This window comes from uncultured Imperialibacter sp. (genome assembly GCF_963974565.1).
Taxonomy (GTDB): Bacteria; Bacteroidota; Bacteroidia; order Cytophagales; family Cyclobacteriaceae; genus Imperialibacter; species Imperialibacter roseus.
Genome location: NZ_CAXBCJ010000021.1, coordinates 80,100 through 96,858, shown reverse-complemented (window position 1 = coordinate 96,858; position 16,759 = coordinate 80,100). Strand labels below are relative to the sequence as shown.

Here is a 16,759-nt window from a genome sequence, read left to right as displayed (position 1 = left end):
ATGGATGAATACCAATTAACCCTCAAAGGGTTTAACCACGGCTACATGCTAGCTACAGAGAATCCAAACTTTTTGAAAGAGTTGTTGGATTCGATTCGAGACGTAAAAAGCCCCTATAGAGTTGGGCTTGTGAAGGGGATGGAGGTTGCCCACGGGAAGGATAGAGGCAAAAATAAAGGGATGAGTTTTTAACGGTATACCCATTTGTGGGATGAAGTGCCAGCGAGCGTTTAGCATGGTACTGAGGAAAGGAGGGGGGAGTAAGCAAGTGGGAACGGGGCAGAGCCACCGTTCGCAACTTGAAAACCCCCTAAAACGGGTTTTTAGGCCGATTCACTCCCCCCAAATTATAAGTAGAAATATAAAATACTAATCAAGTGACTGATAATCAAGTCATAAAACTATAAAACAGGTTATAATGGGGAGCCCAGAAAGGATAAAAACCGTTGCAATTTCGGAAGTCAGCCATGCCAAACTGGTCAAGCTCAGTCAACGTTACGAAGTACCATTGGGACGGTTTCTTGAGTTGTGTATCATCTATGTTGAAAAACTCAAAATCGACCCGTCAAACCCTACCGATGGTAATCCAACTGAGGCCATCAAAGCCCTGAGAAACGATTTGGTGGCATTTATAAGGACTCAGGAGAAGACGAAGCTTGATCCTATGTTGGATAAACTATCTATTGCCTCGCAGAAGGTTTCAAGTGTAATGGGAGACCTCCCTTCGAAAAGAGATGTGCATTTAATAAAGGAGCAGGTAGCTTTTTTGAGAGATATTGGTGAAAGTCAAAACAAGCACTTGGAAACGCTTCAGAAGGGGTTTAACTGGGTAAGGAGTACTAGAATTGACCTGGCCAATAACCTTATTCGGGTATTTAAGAATTATCTGTTCGAACGGGAGAAACTGAATAGTATGCTCGATTCAAAGAAAATTAAAGAATTGGAAGAGCAGACAATAAAAACGATGACCGAATTCGCTAGATGAACATTAAGGTTTCGTCATCCGAAAAAGGCAATAACAAGGGCTCCAGCCAGCAATTGGTTGATTATTTAAACAAGGAGAATGAAAACAAGGACTTCGATACCTACCGTCACTTCTTTTCGCACACCGAAGACATGGTGACCAGATATGAAGTCCAAACGACCATTGATTCCAACCACCGCAAGCTTTCCAAGACCGATTCAAAATTCTTTATGCTCACTTTATCGCCCTCAGAGCATGAATTAAGACATATTAAATGCAATGAAAAGGCGCTGAGGGACTACACAAGGGAAGTGATGAACGCTTACGCAGCCAACTTCAATAAGGGCTTAAAAGGAGAGGACTTGGTTTGGTTTGGCAAAATAGAGGAGCACAGAGTTGATAAGAAGACGAAAATACAGAAGCCTGGGCTGCATTGGCATGTGCATGTGATAGTCTCAAGGAGGGATAAACAGCAAATGTATAAGCTTTCCCCTCAAAGCAACCACAGAAACACAACAATGGGGGCAGTGAAGGGCGGTTTTGACAGAAACGTGCTTAGGGAGCGAAGCGAGGAGGTTTTTGATAACCTATTCCAATATGAGAGGGCCTGGAAGGACTCATTTCTGTATCAAAACACTCTTAAAAACGGCTCTACGAGGGAAAAGGATCGAATTAGGACAATTACAACTGTTCACAACCCAGTGTCCAGTAGAAGTGGGGCTATTCTATTGGGTAAGATATCAGCAGCCTTGGCTCAGGTGAGCGACGAGGCGGATCGTGAGGAGGCAAAACGGAGAAGGCGCAGGGAGCGAGGTGAAGAGGAGGATCTGGGGTTTCAAATGTAGGAGTGTAATAGCTCTTAATATTCTGAAATATAGTATTACACCATATTACTAAATATTACATGACTGCGATAGAGGGGTGCGACACAGAGGAGACTGATGATTGAAATATTCACTAATACTCACAAATATCATATTACTCCATACTACAATATATTACCATGACCAAAATAATCAGTATTCTCAACGAAAAAGGTGGGGTTGGCAAGACTACCACCACTTCTTCACTTGGTAGCATCCTGGCCAGCAGAGGATTTAAAGTGGTCATGCTGGATTTGGATCCGCAGGCGGATTTGACACTAGCATGCAAAAAAGCAGACGAGGCCACCAATATTTATGACATTCTGTTTGAGACTAAAAAAGTAACTGGCGTCAATGTCAATCCTAACCTGGTACTCATACCTGGGTCAAGTAAAATGGCTGCCACTAAGTTCAAGACAAAAATCCAGGACGAGTATTCTTTGATGCACCCAATCACCGTTTTGAAGAGCGTCTTTAAATCCCTGCTTGTTCGAGAGGATATACATTTCGTTTTAATTGATTGCCCACCCAACCTCGACCTGGTTGTTCAAAATGCGCTGGCTATGAGTACCCATGTTCTTATCCCCATTGTCGCCCATTCGTTTGCCGTCAATGGGGCATGGTCGATTGTTGATTTCATTAAGAAGTTCCGCGAGTCGGATATCAATCCTGAATTAGCGCCAGTGGGCGTCTTGATGAATAGCTTTGATCAAAGATTAAACATTCACCGTGGCGTTTACGAGCTGTGCCTGGAAAGCTTCCCCAACCTGATGTTCAATACAAAGATTAGAGTGAATACTAAGTTGGCCGAGAACACTCATTTGGGGCAGGAGATAGTCACATACGCCAAAGAACTGGCGGATGGCAAGTTCCCAAATAAATTCAGTGGGTTTGAAGATTTTACTCAATTGACTGACGAGTTGCTGGATAGGCTAGGGCAAAAAGAATTGGCGATATGAGCAAGGATAAATTCAAGGCACTTTCAGCTCGGGGAGGAGGCTTGTTTGATGAAAAGATAAGCGAACTTAAGAACGACGGAAAGGCAGACGCTGATGACGCTAAAGTACATACGTTTCGGATCAAACAATCTAATATTGAAAAGCTCAAGAATTACGTCCATCAACAAAAACTTGCAGGGTTTCCTTACATATCCCAGGGGGAAGTAATTGACGAGGCGCTGGAAAGGTTTTTTGAAAGTGTTGGTGAGATTGCAGAACGACCAGAAGACTTGAAGAAGCGAGAAAAAAAACTTACCGGCAGGAGAAAGAAAGGGAATAAGGATTTTGACCTTTAGCGTTTGTGAGACAAATTTTAAATAGTTGGTAACGGATTGCTCTTTTGCTTTAATCTTCGTGGCACCTTTGGGCTTAACTAAATTAAAACCCCATGGGAACTACAAAATTAACTTCTGTGCAGATCAGCGAGGTGTTGGCAATTGTTTCACTTGCTCTATTCATTGTCGCTATTATTGTTCGACGGAGAGGGTAAAACCCCTCTTTTACTCTCAGAGTGGTAAAAGGTTTCGGTCATCAACGGATTGTTCACTACTGCTCAGCTGAGTATTCAATTTTCAGATAATGCCTTCTTGCCCTTTCAAGAAAGGATACCCTATTTGTTAAGTTTATAATATTAAAAACTTATATTATATATCTTACGTTTATATATTTGTGTTGTAGTAAATACTTCTATAGAAGTATCGAAACCTTCTGTTAGAGCAATTCCTGTATCAAGTACTTTACCTATGCCAACAGCAGCATCTTTAGTAAGAAAGCAAATAGATAAGCTAGATCCTGGGTCAGTTTTTGGCTACACGGAGTTTAGTTCGAAGAACATTGACCAAAATGCTTTGGCCATGACTTTAAGTCGGCTAAGCAGCGAAGGAGCGATTGTTCGTTTGGCGAAGGGGAAGTATTACAAGCCTGAGGAATCAAGATTTGGGAGGCTGAGGCCCAGGGAATCGGCCGTTGTTGAGGCAATGACCACTCGCAATGGCAAGAAGTTTGGCTATTTAACCGGCCTGTCGGTGTACAACCGGCTTGGACTTACCTCTCAGGTATCCAATGTCCTGGAAATTGCCACCAGCAAGCAACTTCCTTCAAGGGACATTGAAGGATACAAAATCAAATATCAGATAAGGAACCTGCCCATCAAAGAGATGGACATTCCTTTGCTACAGCTGCTCGATGCTGTAAAGGATATCAAGCGTATACCTGATGCATCTCCCAATGATGTTTTAAAAGTGGTTATGAAGAGAGTGAGGGACTTGTCAAGGAAAGAACAGGGTAGGCTGGTATCATTAGCGTCTTATTACAATCCAGCTACCAGGGCTTTGGTTGGCGCAATTTTGGTGCAAATAGGATCGGACGTTTCGTTGAAAAGCATAAGCTCTTCCTTGAACGGACTAACAAAGTACAACATCGGAATTGATGTACTGCTTCTGCCCAAGAAAGCCAGCTGGAGCATCATATGACGTTTCACCTGTCACCAGAATTTGAGCCGGCTGTTCGTGCGGCCGCAGCCCATTTCAAGCAAAGAGACATCTTTATAGAAAAAGACTATTGGGTCACTTTCGTTTTGAAAGCTTTGTCGCAATCGGAATTTCGGGACAAGGTTATTTTTAAAGGAGGTACCTCACTTTCGAAAGCCTTTAATTGTATTGACCGGTTTTCTGAGGACATCGATTTGGCCATCTTAAACACAGAAGGGTTGTCTGATAATCGATTGAAGAAGTTAATTAAGGAGGTTGAAGGAAAAATTACTGGAGACTTGAGCTACTTCGAGCATCCTAATGAGGAGAAAAGAGGAAGGAACCGGAGGACTTTTTACAGCTATCAAAAAGTCATTTTTGACGATGATGGAACCAGTCCGGTAAAAAGCGATATCCAGCTCGAAATCAACTGTTTCACCAATCCAGTACCTTTTGAGGAGAAACAGTTAAATAGCTATCTGTCACAATTTTTAGCGCTCAGGGGAGAAGATCAACTCATTAAGGAGTTTCAGCTTGATGGATTTTCTATGAACGTGCTCAGGAGGGAGAGAACCTTCTTTGAGAAGCTGATGTCTTTGGTTCGACTTTCCTATGAAGGCCCTGAAAAGTTGAGAGAGAAAATTCGACATTTTTACGACCTCCATGAGCTGCTACAGCTTGATGACCTAAGAGGGCAATTGTTGATTGCAGAGAATCATGAGTTGATCACGCAGGTGCTAAACGATGACTATGTGAACAGCACCTTTGCAGGGGACTGGATTGAAAAGCCCATGGCCGAGTCGCCTCTTCTTGGTAATATAAACGAGATTTGGAGTACTTTGGAAGAGACTTATCAAAGGGAGCTTTCTCGCCTGGTTTGGTCTACTGAGGCCTTGCCGACAACCGACCAGATAGTTGCCATGCTGAAAGAAATATCAGCTTTTATGGAGGGGTATAGTTTCCAATCAGTTGATTCATAGCCTTGGTCGATCTGGTATTACTAGGTCTGTCAACAAAAAGCCAGTTTGACCTTTTGAGCTGCTTTGAGATAACTAGTTGCCAACATCTTTGTTCTTTCAAGTTAGGTCGTCTTATTGAAATGATTATATTCAAAATTGTTTAGCTTTTGAATGCTAATTGAACTATCGATATAATTTAAACCTTTTATATGGAGCCAATGACATTAAGGGATATAACCTACATTGGGGTAATTCTGCTTACAGGTGTTGTGACTTTCCTTACTACGAAGCACAATCTGAGCGATAAAATTCAGCATGCAAAGGAAACGCTAAAAGAGAATATCAAGTCTCTAGAATTAGAGATTGAACGATTAAAAGGGAAAGATGAAAACCAGCAACAGATAATTGATCAGTTTCAGAAGCAAATTCTCGATCATCTACCTGACTTATTTGAAATTTTAAAAGATAAAAAGGGGAAGAAATGAACAATATTAACCTTCAAAAACTTCTTTCTTTGAGCCAGAAAGTGCAGTCCGGGAAAGCAACTAAAGACCAAACAGATGAGTATATGAGCTTATTGTTGCAGAATAAGTCCATTACGGCAAAGCAGTATAGTGACTACAAATCTAACAGAAATGTCGACGATATTGTCAATGCAGCGGTTGTGATTGGGGGCATTGTTCTATTGGGATACTTATTGGGTAAATTGACTGAATAGGGCTTCAGTCCTCAACACGAGTCTCCGCTGGACGGGGTGCCAATAAATTGGCTGCAATGCTGCTTTCATACAGTGACTGGAAGAATTAAATCGATTGAGAGGAGCCTTAAATGCGATCTCAAGGCACGAAACGCTCTTCCAAGGTTGCCTAGTCATTAGACACAATATCCATCTAGTCGCCCGTGGAGGATAGATTGAATGTTCCACAAGGTTGGAGGGGCAGGAGAATGTAGGTAACCATCAGACTTGTCTTACATAATTAGTATATGATATCGGAGGAAGAGTTCTTCTTGGAAAGAAAAATTAAGAAATGGCTAGATGAACGCAAGGCCTCTTTTAAAGGGACAGACGAGGAGTTCGATAAAAAAACTGACAAAGAATTCTCGAAACTAGTATTCACAATTTCGAAAGGTATTGCCAAATCGATTACGGATTACTGTATTAGCCCCAAAAGCGATTTTCGTAGACGTGAGAAGCAGATTGGAAAGAAGATAAAAAATAGATATAGCCTCGGTTTAGAGTTGTTCACAAGCTATATCGAACTAAACACTCAAATTAGCTCTATAACTTACAATAAATACTACAAGCTTTTCACCACTTTGGAGGATCACCAAAAGCTGGATACACTCATTGCGTTACACGTTAGGGCCTGTCAAATTGCATCAGAAATAAGGATATTAGTTTTTGGGGGCTTTGCTGATGGAGCTCATGCCAGATGGAGAACACTTCACGAGGTGTGTATTACTTTTCTTTTTTTGTATGATGGAGACTATGAGCTAGTAAGTATGTACAAGGATTACCTTGTTATCGAACAATGGCGGAAAGCCGTCGAATATCAGAATAGCTATAAAAGGCTGGGTTGGGATCCAATACCGAATGATGAATTGGAAGAGTTGGAAAGTGAACAGAAGCGGATCGTTCAGTGCCGAGGGAAGGCTTTTTCCAAGAGTTACGGATGGGCCATGGATATATTGCCCGAAGGACGAAGGAATATCAGAGAAATTGAGAAATATGTTGGCATGGATCATTTTCGCTCAATTTATGCATGGGCAGGCGATAATGTGCATGCAGGAGTGGCCGGAATAACTGAAAAATTGAGCCTAAGAGATAGTGAACAATACAATTTTTTGACAGGCCCCAACGACCACGGATTCCTTGATCCCATACAATTCACTGTTAATTCTTTGTCAGAAATGAGTTACACTCTTTTAGCAATGGAAAAATCCACGTTCAACAAGATTTTTGAAGAACTTTTAAGATTTTTTGGAGAAGAGGTTGTCCAAGAATTTTCTAAGCAAGAGGACAAAGATAGTTGATAAACAGCTGTCGAGTGTCAACGTAAATCTTGGTAGTTCCAATCCGTTAAGAGGTTGGCTTCATTCGGCTAGATATAGTAAAAACCACAGTGTCGAATTGCACGTCTTGCGACTGTCGTATAGTTTCACCGTTTTAGGCAAGAAGAGAAGCAGCAGATTATGCATGAATTCATGAAAAGTTGAGTATTCCATCGTCAATAAGCTGAATCACCATTCTGCCCCTGGAATCAGCCTCAGTTTCGCCCCAAGTCAAAAGATTGTGAAACATTCCCTTTTGCAGTTTCATAGCGATTACCATTCTACCACCCAATGCGTACTTGGTTAAAAAAGGTTCTGAATCGTCGACAGTTCGTAACGAAATTAATAGAGCACCCTCAGATCGAAACTCTTCCAAGTCTTCATCAGAAATCAGTTCATAAGTTTTACCGTTCGGAACAAAAATCCCTTTATCAATAGGAATACTCAAAGGCAAAAATTGGAGCAACTCTTCGCTTGTAAATGACGAACAAAGCGAGCCTACTTCGCCCGTAAAAGTAGGGATTTGGTCTCGTGAGACTTTTATTTCAGAATTGCGATAAAACAAGCTTTCTTGTGGAATATGTAACTCCTTCAGCCTCAAAGCGACTTCATAAGAACAGATAAATTTTTCGAGCGGAAACATATAGCTAGTAGGGTGTTAGAAAAGCCTCAAATTACTAAAACAAATCCATCTCGCCTGCTAAATTCTTCACGATTCACATGTGGTAAATTTTTCAAGGTATTAGCTAAAATGAGAACTTTAGCTGAATTCTGATAGTGCAGTGAGGGATGGTCGGTGGAGTAATTCAAATAATGAAGTTTACCAGGGAGTCGTTTTATTATTAACTATATCAAGACACACTCGAATTATTTATGAAAAAGCAGATAAAATACAGACTCTAGTAGACCTTTTTAAGCTTCTACTTGAGGTAATTAAGCCTTATGTAGGCTGATTCTTTTACAGCCGATGCGCCCATGCCGGTAAGCAATTTTCACTTTGGTTTACCATTCTTTGGGTTTGACTTAATATTAATTTTTCGGAATTGAAATAGAGTTTACTTTTACCACTAAAATAAGTTTACCAACTATTGGCACTAATTCCGAATCTGCTAGTTTGTTTGCTTTGAATTCAGAGACATGGACACCAAAGTACACATCAATACTTTTTGCGCATTGAACCAGGTTGGGCAAGTAGAATTGGCAATCAAGGAAGGTGTATACAAATGCCGTTTTTGCGACAGCAATTCCGATGTCATGGACTTTTACCAAATCGGTTCCTTCTTTGTTGCACTCGTGAAGAATGCGAGCGAGGAAAATGAGCCGATAGGCACTGTGAAATCTATCCGTGCTTATAGTCCTTTCGATCTGCTGCTATGCTATCCTGAGTATGCCAAAAACATTATTTTAGATCGCTCCGTTTATCATTCGACAAAAACGCAATCGATCTTTCCAGAAAAGCCGGAAACGCAAATAGTTGGTAGTTTCAAGAAGCACCTCAATTGACGACCGTAAGTGGGTATGAAGGCCCGGCTAATCTTCTGTTGTTTACCGAAGGCCTTACCTCATTCTACGTTTACGTTCCAGTTTTGAAATCCTTTGCTCGTGATCAGCAAGCCTATGGCCAATGAATGCCATAAAATCATTCATGTCATCTTGAAAGCCTTTGTGAGCGTCGGCTAAATTTTTGATCCCCTCCTGTACAGACTTAATTCTCGAACCCATGAGTGCCATCCTGGCCTCGATCTTCATTCTATGCTCTTTAAATGGCTGTAAGTCCATATTTTAAAAGTTAAACCAAAAGGTGGCCCATTCCAAAAAAAAGAGGCAGGTTGTACAAATATGGAGGGCTACACAAGCCAAGCCGCTCTCACTCTCAATCAAAACGCACCTGCCTTGGCTATGTGTGAAAGCGACTTCAGTCCGCTGTCCTGGTGGACCGTTATGATAGTGAAAGGGCGGTAATTTGAAAATGGTGGTAAACCCCGGTAGTCAGTAGCTAATCATCATTGAAGCAACATTTTCCTGCTAAAATTTGTTTAAATTTGATTAAGCGCCTTGATATGAGGGTATTTGAGTCAATAAGAAATGTACAGTTGAAAGAAGAGCTTGTTGAAAAGCTCTTCAATGAGAATAGTGTGTGGCTGTGGTCTTATGACCTGGAAAAGGCTGACAGAGCCAACGTGCCAGATAGGCTTCTTATTGAAAAGTACCTTCTCCTGGGCAGTGTTGAGGATTGGGAAAAGCTCAAAAAGGTCTATGAAAAAGAAGTGCTCTATAGTCACTGGATAGAAAACATTGTGCCGTCAGAGAGATATCACCAGAAGCAAATTGAGATGGCCAGGTTCTTTTTCGATATCAAAAATCCGGAACAATTTTTAATAGAGGCCAGAAAGCAACATTTAGCCAATGTTATTGCGAGCAGTCCCTGAAAACACCGAAAGAGTACTTTCGAAACTTCAAACCTATAAAGAACTCGACCAGTATTATCTGGTTGGAGGCACAGCACTGGCTCTGCTGACCAACCACCGACTCAGCGAGGACATAGACCTTTTCTATTACAACCAGTACCCCGGTGAAAAGCTGCCACTGCCCAGGATCAATGCCATCCTGGAAAAAATCAAGGGGGATTTTTCGGATGTTGAGTACATGTTCCGGGAAGGGGATACGTTTGTGCAGCTTCGGGTAGACGGAGTAAAAGTTGATTTTTTCTCTGAAAACAATTTTCACAGAAGTAAGAACTACACCGACTTAGGCTCGATCCGGCTGCCGGACAAAAAATCTCTCGCAGGCATGAAGCTCATAGCCGTCACGTTACGTACGGCATCCAGGGATTTGTATGATTTGTATAGCCTTCGACAGGAATTTAATGAAATAGACTTTTTCGACGGCTTTACCTCTATAATTAGCTCGAAGTATTGCGGATCAAAGTCTCAAAAAATCAAACTATTTAAGTCTACAGTCCACAATAAGTTGAAAAACCAAGTATGGCTTGAGAAAAACTATGACGAGAAAAGTTTCAAGGAGCTGAAGCCGAAGTATATTATTTCCGCCATTGACATTTTCAATGCATTTGAAAACTTTAACCTTGAGCTGAACTTTGATGAGCTGTTGAAAAAACGTCAAAGGAGTCAAAAGAAAGGCCAATCAATCTAGACCTTGTTAAGGCTATAAGCTCAAGCCTTTTCCCTTTAATTTACTTTGGAACTTAAGAATCTTTATTTCCACTCTATGCGTTTTTTATTGTTGGTGGGTTTGTAGCCAGGTTATGGGATTCAATAAGAGCCTTTAAATCATTCCAGCGCCTTGAGTAGGACAATTTCAAAAACGCTATCCTATCTTCTGTTTCAGGATCAATATTCGGATCCCACGACAAAGTGGATTTCATACCGTTAGGTAGAACGCCCGTAGATGTAATCTTTTTCTTGGTCGGGAGAGGTTCCATGTTCGATGAAGCTTTTAATTTAAAGTTAGCAAAAACAAGGGGAAAGAAAGGCGATGTTTGGCAAGCCTTTCTTCCCATGTTTTCCCCTTCTCTTGTTCAGCTTGTTTTGTTTCATTTCGTAAATCACCTTAGGATCGAGACGAAGATCACGTTTGAGTACCTGCGAAAAAACGGTAAGCTCGTCGACATATCGTAGCAGGGAAATAAAGTTCTGCAGGGAGATGTTTTCACCCGCTTCGAACCTGGCAATGGTAGGCCTGCTAATGCCAGTGTACACTGATAATTCCTGTTGTGAATAATTGGCCTGTATTCTAGTGAATTTTTCTGGAGCGCAGCTTTAACCCCTCATATTTATGATTCAGGACGAGGCCGGTGCGATTTGTTTTGGACTTTCAGCAGGAAAGGCTTTTTAGAATCTGTACGGTCCGTTTTCATACTCCGTCAAAAAATTGTTAATCTTCCGTCAAAAAATTGTTAATCTAAAGAATTTCGATGGCCGACACCTGTATTCGACTATCAAAATTTTTTAATACGTCGGTCGAGTTTTGGCTGAATGCCCAAAACAGATACCACTTGGAAGTAGAGATGCAGCGCATGGAACACTACAGTAATATTGACCCATACAATGCTCGTTAGACTGATACCCCCCTAAAGGTAAGTTAGGAGGAAATGCCATTCTTTGAAAATTCAATGGTAAACTTTGTTCCGTGGTTCTCTTGGCTTTCAACCAAGATTTTTCCTTTGTGCATTTCGACGATTTGCTTTACAATACTTAGGCCAAGGCCCGTTGATTTCTCTCCTCTGATCCCTGGGCGTCGGATGTTTTTGGAAAACTCCTTAAAAAGAGAGTGCAGGGCCTGTTCTGGGATGCCGATCCCTTCGTCGTTTACCTGAAAAAGCACTTTGTCACTATGCGCCCTGGTTTCAATTACAATACACTTGCCGTCTGGCGTGAACTTTATGGCGTTGGATAAAAGATTATCAACAACTCGTCTCAACTTTTCTTTATTGCATGGAATGCTGGCGTCGTCACACAGATCAGTTTTAAGATAAATAGCCTTCTCGCTGGCCTATATACTGAAAATTTGCAAGCTGTTTCGGATTATCTCGTTGATATCAAATGGTTCCAATGCCAACCTCTGCTTGTCACTGTCCAGTTCTGCCATTTCTATTAATTCAGCAATTATCGTTTCTGAATGACTACATATGTCGTTTTTCAAGTTCAGATATTCCCGACTTACGCCATCTGCATTACCCATCATCAACTCGTTAAGCATTTGAATTTGAGTAATGGGAGTTCTAAGATCATGAGCAACAAGCTTAAGGACAGCATTCTTCCGTTCATTAATTTCATATGACTCAGAGAGCTTGAGCTCGGCAAGTTTCCGCTCGGTAATGTCCTGCTTAGTTCCATAAACCTTTAATGGTGTGCCGTCAGGTGCGTATATAATCTCACTTCTGCTGCTTACGTAAATTGTTTCTTTTAAAGAGTTGACACATCTATACTCATAGTCGAAATTTTTTTTATTCTTCAAACATTCTGAAAAATAGGCCATGACTTTACTAAAATCGTCCGGGTGGATTAGCGCTTGAAATTCTTCAACAGTGTACCTATCCTTAGGCGGGAGCCCGAAGATTCTAATGAAGTTTCGGGAGCCTCTCCATGTTCCATTCGTGAGGTCTGTTTCATAGCTCCCAAGGCCCGCAATTGCCTCAATCTTTTCTAAAGTAATGTGCCTCTCCATTGGTCGATATAAAGCTCACGGTGATACCACTGCATTTCAATTTTGAATTCAAAAAGAATTGCATACTAAAATAATATACGCAATAAATATTAGAATTCAAGGCAGGTCAATCCTTTAAGGCTTAACTAAGAAACGATCAGGTCCGGGCAACTCATATTTCTAAAACCACATCCGTTCGAAACGTCTTATGTTGATCGCGAGCCACGTACCCCAGTTGGTTGGTATGAAAGGTTGCCTTCCCTATTTTTAACGACTCCTGGTTGTTGTGGTTGTGGCCATGAATCCAGTGATCAATCTTGTATTTCTCGGTCAGCCAAAGCAGGTCTACGTGGTATACCTCGTTCAGGGCGGTAGGTTTGGGATAGCCGCAGTATTCTGGGGGGTAGGGGGCATGGTGACTTACGATAATCGTATTTCCGAGAAAAGGTATGGCGAGAGCCTTCTCCAAAAAGTCGATACAGTTTGCATGACAATCGTTGTAGTCTAGAGTTGTAAAGTTTTCTCCTTTGTAAATGCAGTTACTGAAGTCATTGATCTTCGATTTAACGTAAGAATGATTAGATATCTTGGAAAAAAGTGTAGTGAATAAAATTCGCATACCCGGGAACTCAATCACCTGGTTGTTGAGGTAAAAGATATTGTCTCGGATTGGTAGCCTAAATGATGGAAATGTTCTCTCAATATCGTACGACCAACTATAAAATTCATGATTGCCTGGGACGATGTAAACTGCCTCGAACTGATTCGACAAAGTATCAAAAAAAGGTGAGTTGACATGTAACTCGGTCAGGTAGGTAATATCGCCTGCCAGAATCAAAATTTCTGAACACGGAATAAATGGATTCCTATAAATCCATGCAGCATTGGCCAACATTTCCAGATGAAGATCGGAGGCGTATTGGATTTTCAAAAGAAACGTACACTTAGTGGTTTCTTAAGATAGTTATCTTTGTTCCAATGACCTATGCAATGAGTCAAATTTTGATGGTATGAGGTTATTATTTCCACGCCATGAGGATAATTTACTGAGATGGGGGGAAATCGAATTGAGCCTGAGCTATTCTCCAACGCATTCTTTGCCGACTTGGGGGTTTAACTAGGCTTTTTAAGGGCTGCCAGTTGCCTGGCAACGCCTAAAACTGTGCTAATAAATCTTTTGGCGAAATAGTTAGCTGAGATGGTAAGCTAATTTCCTAAAAATACGTGTCTTCTCCTAATAAATGCAGCAGAGTAACGCAATTCTTCTGGCTAAATTTAACCGCATTTTTTCCTCGCTCACGCCAAAGCAAAATAACTTTCCTTCCAATGCTTTGAAGTCCAATATTTTAGCGACACTTCCGTCGAGCCTACATGTCGCCGCTACAACCAAAAAATCTGCCTGCCCACTGAAAAAAGAGAATTACTTTTCCTTGTGGTAGTCCGGAGTTTAAACCAATGAGAACCTAAGTCTAATCCGTGCAAAACTAGATTATCTACTATATTTGCGGTTCCACAATATGAATTTGGAATATGACAAAGATTATACCCGTTACCCTAGTTTTTACGGCGTTCTCCCTATTTTCCTGTACCAGTGGAAAACGCAACGAAAGTGAAACAACACCTACAAATGACCAGCCGGAAACTTGGATGCTGCTTTTGGCAGGGAGTACGCTGGATCAATGGCAAATGTATAGCCAGGATAGCATAAAAGGCTGGAGCCTGATTGATGGAGAGCTACACGCTTCGGGCGCTGGTTGGGACGCAGGTGAGGACATTATCACTAAAGAGACTTTCGCCAATTTTGACTTATCGTTAGAATGGAAGGTTGCTCCTGAAAATAGTTCAGGCATATTTTTTTATGTTCAGAATAATAGCGATCAGCCAATTTACGAGTCGGCCCCGGAATACCAGGTGATGGATGATAAAGGATGGCCGCAGCAAATGATGCCCAATCAATATACCGCTGCTAATTATGCAATGCATGCACCTGTAGGCGCTGAAGTGAAGCCTGCGGGAGAATGGAATACTACTAGAATCACTGTCAACTATCCCCATGTTGAGCACTGGCTTAATGGAGTAAAAGTGGTTGAGTATGACTTTGGTAGCGAAGATTGGGAAAATAGAAAAGCATCCGGAAAATGGGCCGATGTTCCCAATTACGGCAAAGCGAAATCAGGCCATATCGGACTGCAGAATGCAGGGAAGGTAGTTTACAGGAACCTCAAAATCAGAGAATTATAGTAGAAAAGTCCAAGCTACCCCTGTGTTGAAAACCGGTTCTCTTTTTTTAAAACTTGTAAAAGCTCTAGGCTATTCGGAGAATAGTAAGCTGCTCATTATTCATGCCGACGATGCTGGTCTTTGTCATGCTGAAAATGTAGCTACAATACAGGCAGTGGAAACTGGAATGGTCAGCTCCTACAGTATGATGGTACCGTGCCCTTGGTTTACAGAGATGGCACAATATGCAAAACGTCAGCCAAGCATTGACTACGGTATCCATCTAACACTAACCTGTGAATGGCAGGACTATAAGTTTGGCCCGGTTCTTCCTGCTCATGAAGTCCCGAGCCTGGTCGACGAGCACGGATATTTTCACCCAAACAGAAAGTTACTTGCCCAGCATGCCGTAAACGACGAGGTACAAAAAGAACTGAAGGCTCAGGTTGAAAGAGCCTTCGATTTTGGTTTGACACCCTCTCATTTGGACTCACACATGTACAGTGTTGGCGCACGTGCTGAATTTCTGGACATCTACAGAGGTTTAGGGCGTTTTTACTGCCTTCCGACGTTGATCAATAGCCAAATGATGGAAGAGGTTGGATTAGATGCCAGCTTGCATATTCGCAAAGACGATCTGGTTGTAGATCGAGTTTTCCTCGGCACTTTTTCAGATTTCGAAAAAGGCCGTCTTGCCGACTTTTATGAACAAGTACTGAGAGAACTACCAGTTGGTTTGAACGTCATTTTGATCCACCCAGCCATCGATAATCATGAGATGCAGGGCATTGCCATCAACCACCCTAACTTCGGGTCAGAATGGAGACAGATCGATTATGAATATTTTTCCAGTCAACGATGCAGAACTGCACTTTTGGAAAATGACATTAAATTGATCTCGTGGAATGATATCAAAAATTTGATTAACAGCACCGAACGCTCACCGACTTAAGGCAGGGTCATATTCTTTTTTTCTCGTTCGATAAAGTCAACTAACCTGGTGGGGCATTTGCCAGTTAACTTTTCAAAATTATCAGAGATTTCGGGCTCTTTTTGAAACCTGGGTAAAAAGTGAAGCATTGCCATCACTAAAGCAAAACCTTTTGGGACGCCTTCATTTCTCTTTTTAAAGTAAAAATTTATCGGATCGACGCTGTTAAAGTGAATTTCTGTACCGATCACTTTGCTGATCAGATGAGTGACCTGGTAGAAATCTTTGTTTTCAGTGCCGGTAATATCGTAGCCAGCATTCTGGTACTTCGTGAATGACTTTATTAGGAGCGCCGTTGCTTCACCGATGTTTCTTACATCAATCCAATTGAATTTGGCATGTCCTGATGGAAGAGTGATTGTGCGGCTCTCCCGGATTTCGGATAAAAGGGTCGTTGTTAGGTTTTGCATAAAATAGCCGGGGCGGACAAAAATATACTTGAAACCATTTCTCCGTATAAGAGCTTCTATTTTGTTGTGAGGAATAATGCTACTCTTTTCCACGCCTTGAACCGATAAAAAAACGATCTCTTCAATGCCATTTTCCTTAGCTGACAACAAAAGAGGTTGAAAGTATTTTTCAACTTGTGAAATATGCGGCGGCCTAAGAAGAAATAGTGTATCGATCTGCTCAAATGCAGATTCAAAAGATTTTGAGTCTTCGAAATCAAACTGTTGAAAGGATAGGTTAGGGTACTCGGAAAACTCTATTTCGGCACGTTCAACATTTCGAACGGCGGCAACAATTTGAGCATCCATATTCAATTCACTGAGAGAGTGTATCACCTCTCGGCCTATGTTTCCAGTTGCTCCCGTTATGAGTATTTTTCTCATCCTTTAAAATTGTCCAATCACAAAAAATCGGAGCAATTATAGCGAAATCATGCAACTAAGTCAGAGAACTCTCACTACAAACGTTTAATTGAATGGCGGCCATCATTATCTTGGTGTTGGTAGGGTTGTATCAAAGGAAATATCTCTGAAAAAGTATGGTTCCGTTTAGGAATATTCTATCAGGGCCAAATATTCGCAGAAAACTTGCTCTAAAAATGTTGTTGAATTCAATTTGGGGCCATCA

21 protein-coding genes are annotated in these 16,759 nt (G+C 41.4%); 15 read left to right on the top strand and 6 right to left on the bottom strand.

The genetic code is table 11. The features are described from left to right. From AAC052_RS23140 to AAC052_RS23095, 10 genes are all read left to right on the top strand, one after another. Complete coding sequence (locus tag AAC052_RS23140) at positions 1–192, top strand: hypothetical protein (RefSeq protein ID WP_339790931.1); 192 nt, start codon at positions 1–3, stop codon at positions 190–192. Positions 193–418: 226 nt separating this feature from the next. Next, entirely contained in the window at positions 419–985 is a 567-nt protein-coding gene (locus AAC052_RS23135) for a BfmA/BtgA family mobilization protein (RefSeq protein WP_339790929.1), read from the top strand. Next, positions 982–1,809, top strand: a complete 828-nt coding sequence (locus AAC052_RS23130; RefSeq protein ID WP_339790927.1) for a DUF5712 family protein — start codon at positions 982–984, stop codon at positions 1,807–1,809. Before AAC052_RS23135 ends, AAC052_RS23130 begins: the two co-directional genes overlap by 4 nt. A 158-nt stretch (positions 1,810–1,967) precedes the next feature. Continuing rightward, entirely contained in the window at positions 1,968–2,786 is an 819-nt protein-coding gene (locus AAC052_RS23125) for a ParA family protein (protein ID WP_339790924.1), read from the top strand. Continuing rightward, on the top strand, positions 2,783–3,121 hold the full coding sequence (locus AAC052_RS23120) for a hypothetical protein (protein ID WP_339790922.1): 339 nt from the start codon (positions 2,783–2,785) through the stop codon (positions 3,119–3,121). Before AAC052_RS23125 ends, AAC052_RS23120 begins: the two co-directional genes overlap by 4 nt. A 447-nt stretch (positions 3,122–3,568) precedes the next feature. Beyond that, positions 3,569–4,297, top strand: a complete 729-nt coding sequence (locus tag AAC052_RS23115) for a DUF6088 family protein (protein ID WP_339790920.1) — start codon at positions 3,569–3,571, stop codon at positions 4,295–4,297. After that, entirely contained in the window at positions 4,294–5,274 is a 981-nt protein-coding gene (locus AAC052_RS23110) for a nucleotidyl transferase AbiEii/AbiGii toxin family protein (RefSeq protein ID WP_339790918.1), read from the top strand. The genes AAC052_RS23115 and AAC052_RS23110 overlap by 4 nt, the downstream gene beginning before the upstream one ends. Positions 5,275–5,462: 188 nt before the next feature. Further along, positions 5,463–5,738 carry a hypothetical protein gene (locus AAC052_RS23105; RefSeq protein ID WP_339790916.1) on the top strand — a complete coding sequence of 92 codons (276 nt, stop codon included), beginning with the start codon at positions 5,463–5,465 and terminating at the stop codon, positions 5,736–5,738. Then, entirely contained in the window at positions 5,735–5,971 is a 237-nt protein-coding gene (locus tag AAC052_RS23100) for a hypothetical protein (RefSeq protein WP_339790914.1), read from the top strand. Before AAC052_RS23105 ends, AAC052_RS23100 begins: the two co-directional genes overlap by 4 nt. Before the next feature lie 266 nt (positions 5,972–6,237). Continuing rightward, positions 6,238–7,287 carry a DUF5677 domain-containing protein gene (locus AAC052_RS23095; RefSeq protein ID WP_339790912.1) on the top strand — a complete coding sequence of 350 codons (1,050 nt, stop codon included), beginning with the start codon at positions 6,238–6,240 and terminating at the stop codon, positions 7,285–7,287. Positions 7,288–7,456: 169 nt separating this feature from the next. On the opposite strand, the gene AAC052_RS23090 is transcribed toward AAC052_RS23095, so the two are convergent. Then, positions 7,457–7,948: a hypothetical protein gene (locus AAC052_RS23090; protein WP_339790910.1), complete on the bottom strand. Its 492-nt coding sequence runs from the start codon at positions 7,946–7,948 to the stop codon at positions 7,457–7,459. 494 nt (positions 7,949–8,442) lie between these two features. Here AAC052_RS23090 and AAC052_RS23085 point away from each other — a divergent pair, with 494 nt between their 5' ends. From AAC052_RS23085 to AAC052_RS23075, 3 genes are all read left to right on the top strand, one after another. Continuing rightward, entirely contained in the window at positions 8,443–8,808 is a 366-nt protein-coding gene (locus tag AAC052_RS23085) for a hypothetical protein (protein ID WP_339790907.1), read from the top strand. A gap of 557 nt (positions 8,809–9,365) precedes the next feature. Beyond that, positions 9,366–9,734, top strand: a complete 369-nt coding sequence (locus AAC052_RS23080; RefSeq protein ID WP_339815636.1) for a hypothetical protein — start codon at positions 9,366–9,368, stop codon at positions 9,732–9,734. Then, complete coding sequence (locus tag AAC052_RS23075) at positions 9,712–10,458, top strand: nucleotidyl transferase AbiEii/AbiGii toxin family protein (RefSeq protein ID WP_339790903.1); 747 nt, start codon at positions 9,712–9,714, stop codon at positions 10,456–10,458. Before AAC052_RS23080 ends, AAC052_RS23075 begins: the two co-directional genes overlap by 23 nt. 314 nt (positions 10,459–10,772) lie before the next feature. On the opposite strand, the gene AAC052_RS23070 is transcribed toward AAC052_RS23075, so the two are convergent. The 4 genes from AAC052_RS23070 to AAC052_RS23055 form a co-directional block, all read right to left on the bottom strand. Beyond that, complete coding sequence (locus AAC052_RS23070) at positions 10,773–11,057, bottom strand: helix-turn-helix transcriptional regulator (protein ID WP_339790968.1); 285 nt, start codon at positions 11,055–11,057, stop codon at positions 10,773–10,775. 349 nt (positions 11,058–11,406) lie between these two features. Beyond that, entirely contained in the window at positions 11,407–11,745 is a 339-nt protein-coding gene (locus AAC052_RS23065) for a sensor histidine kinase (RefSeq protein WP_339790901.1), read from the bottom strand. A 72-nt stretch (positions 11,746–11,817) separates the two neighbouring features. Next, complete coding sequence (locus AAC052_RS23060; RefSeq protein ID WP_339790899.1) at positions 11,818–12,492, bottom strand: PAS domain-containing protein; 675 nt, start codon at positions 12,490–12,492, stop codon at positions 11,818–11,820. A 151-nt stretch (positions 12,493–12,643) separates the two neighbouring features. Next, complete coding sequence (locus tag AAC052_RS23055; RefSeq protein WP_339790897.1) at positions 12,644–13,402, bottom strand: metallophosphoesterase; 759 nt, start codon at positions 13,400–13,402, stop codon at positions 12,644–12,646. Between the two features lie 599 nt (positions 13,403–14,001). On the opposite strand from AAC052_RS23055, the gene AAC052_RS23050 reads away from it, so the two are divergent. Further along, positions 14,002–14,712 carry a DUF1080 domain-containing protein gene (locus tag AAC052_RS23050; RefSeq protein WP_339790895.1) on the top strand — a complete coding sequence of 237 codons (711 nt, stop codon included), beginning with the start codon at positions 14,002–14,004 and terminating at the stop codon, positions 14,710–14,712. Between the two features lie 25 nt (positions 14,713–14,737). Further along, positions 14,738–15,643 (top strand): polysaccharide deacetylase family protein, encoded by a 906-nt coding sequence (locus AAC052_RS23045; RefSeq protein ID WP_339790893.1) that lies wholly within the window; start codon positions 14,738–14,740, stop codon positions 15,641–15,643. Here AAC052_RS23045 and AAC052_RS23040 read toward each other — a convergent pair. Next, the gene (locus AAC052_RS23040; RefSeq protein WP_339790891.1) at positions 15,640–16,515 is read right to left on the bottom strand and encodes an NmrA family NAD(P)-binding protein; all 876 of its coding nucleotides are present in this window, start codon (positions 16,513–16,515) and stop codon (positions 15,640–15,642) included. The two genes, AAC052_RS23045 and AAC052_RS23040, sit on opposite strands and share 4 nt — an antisense overlap. Positions 16,516–16,759: the final 244 nt, after the last annotated feature.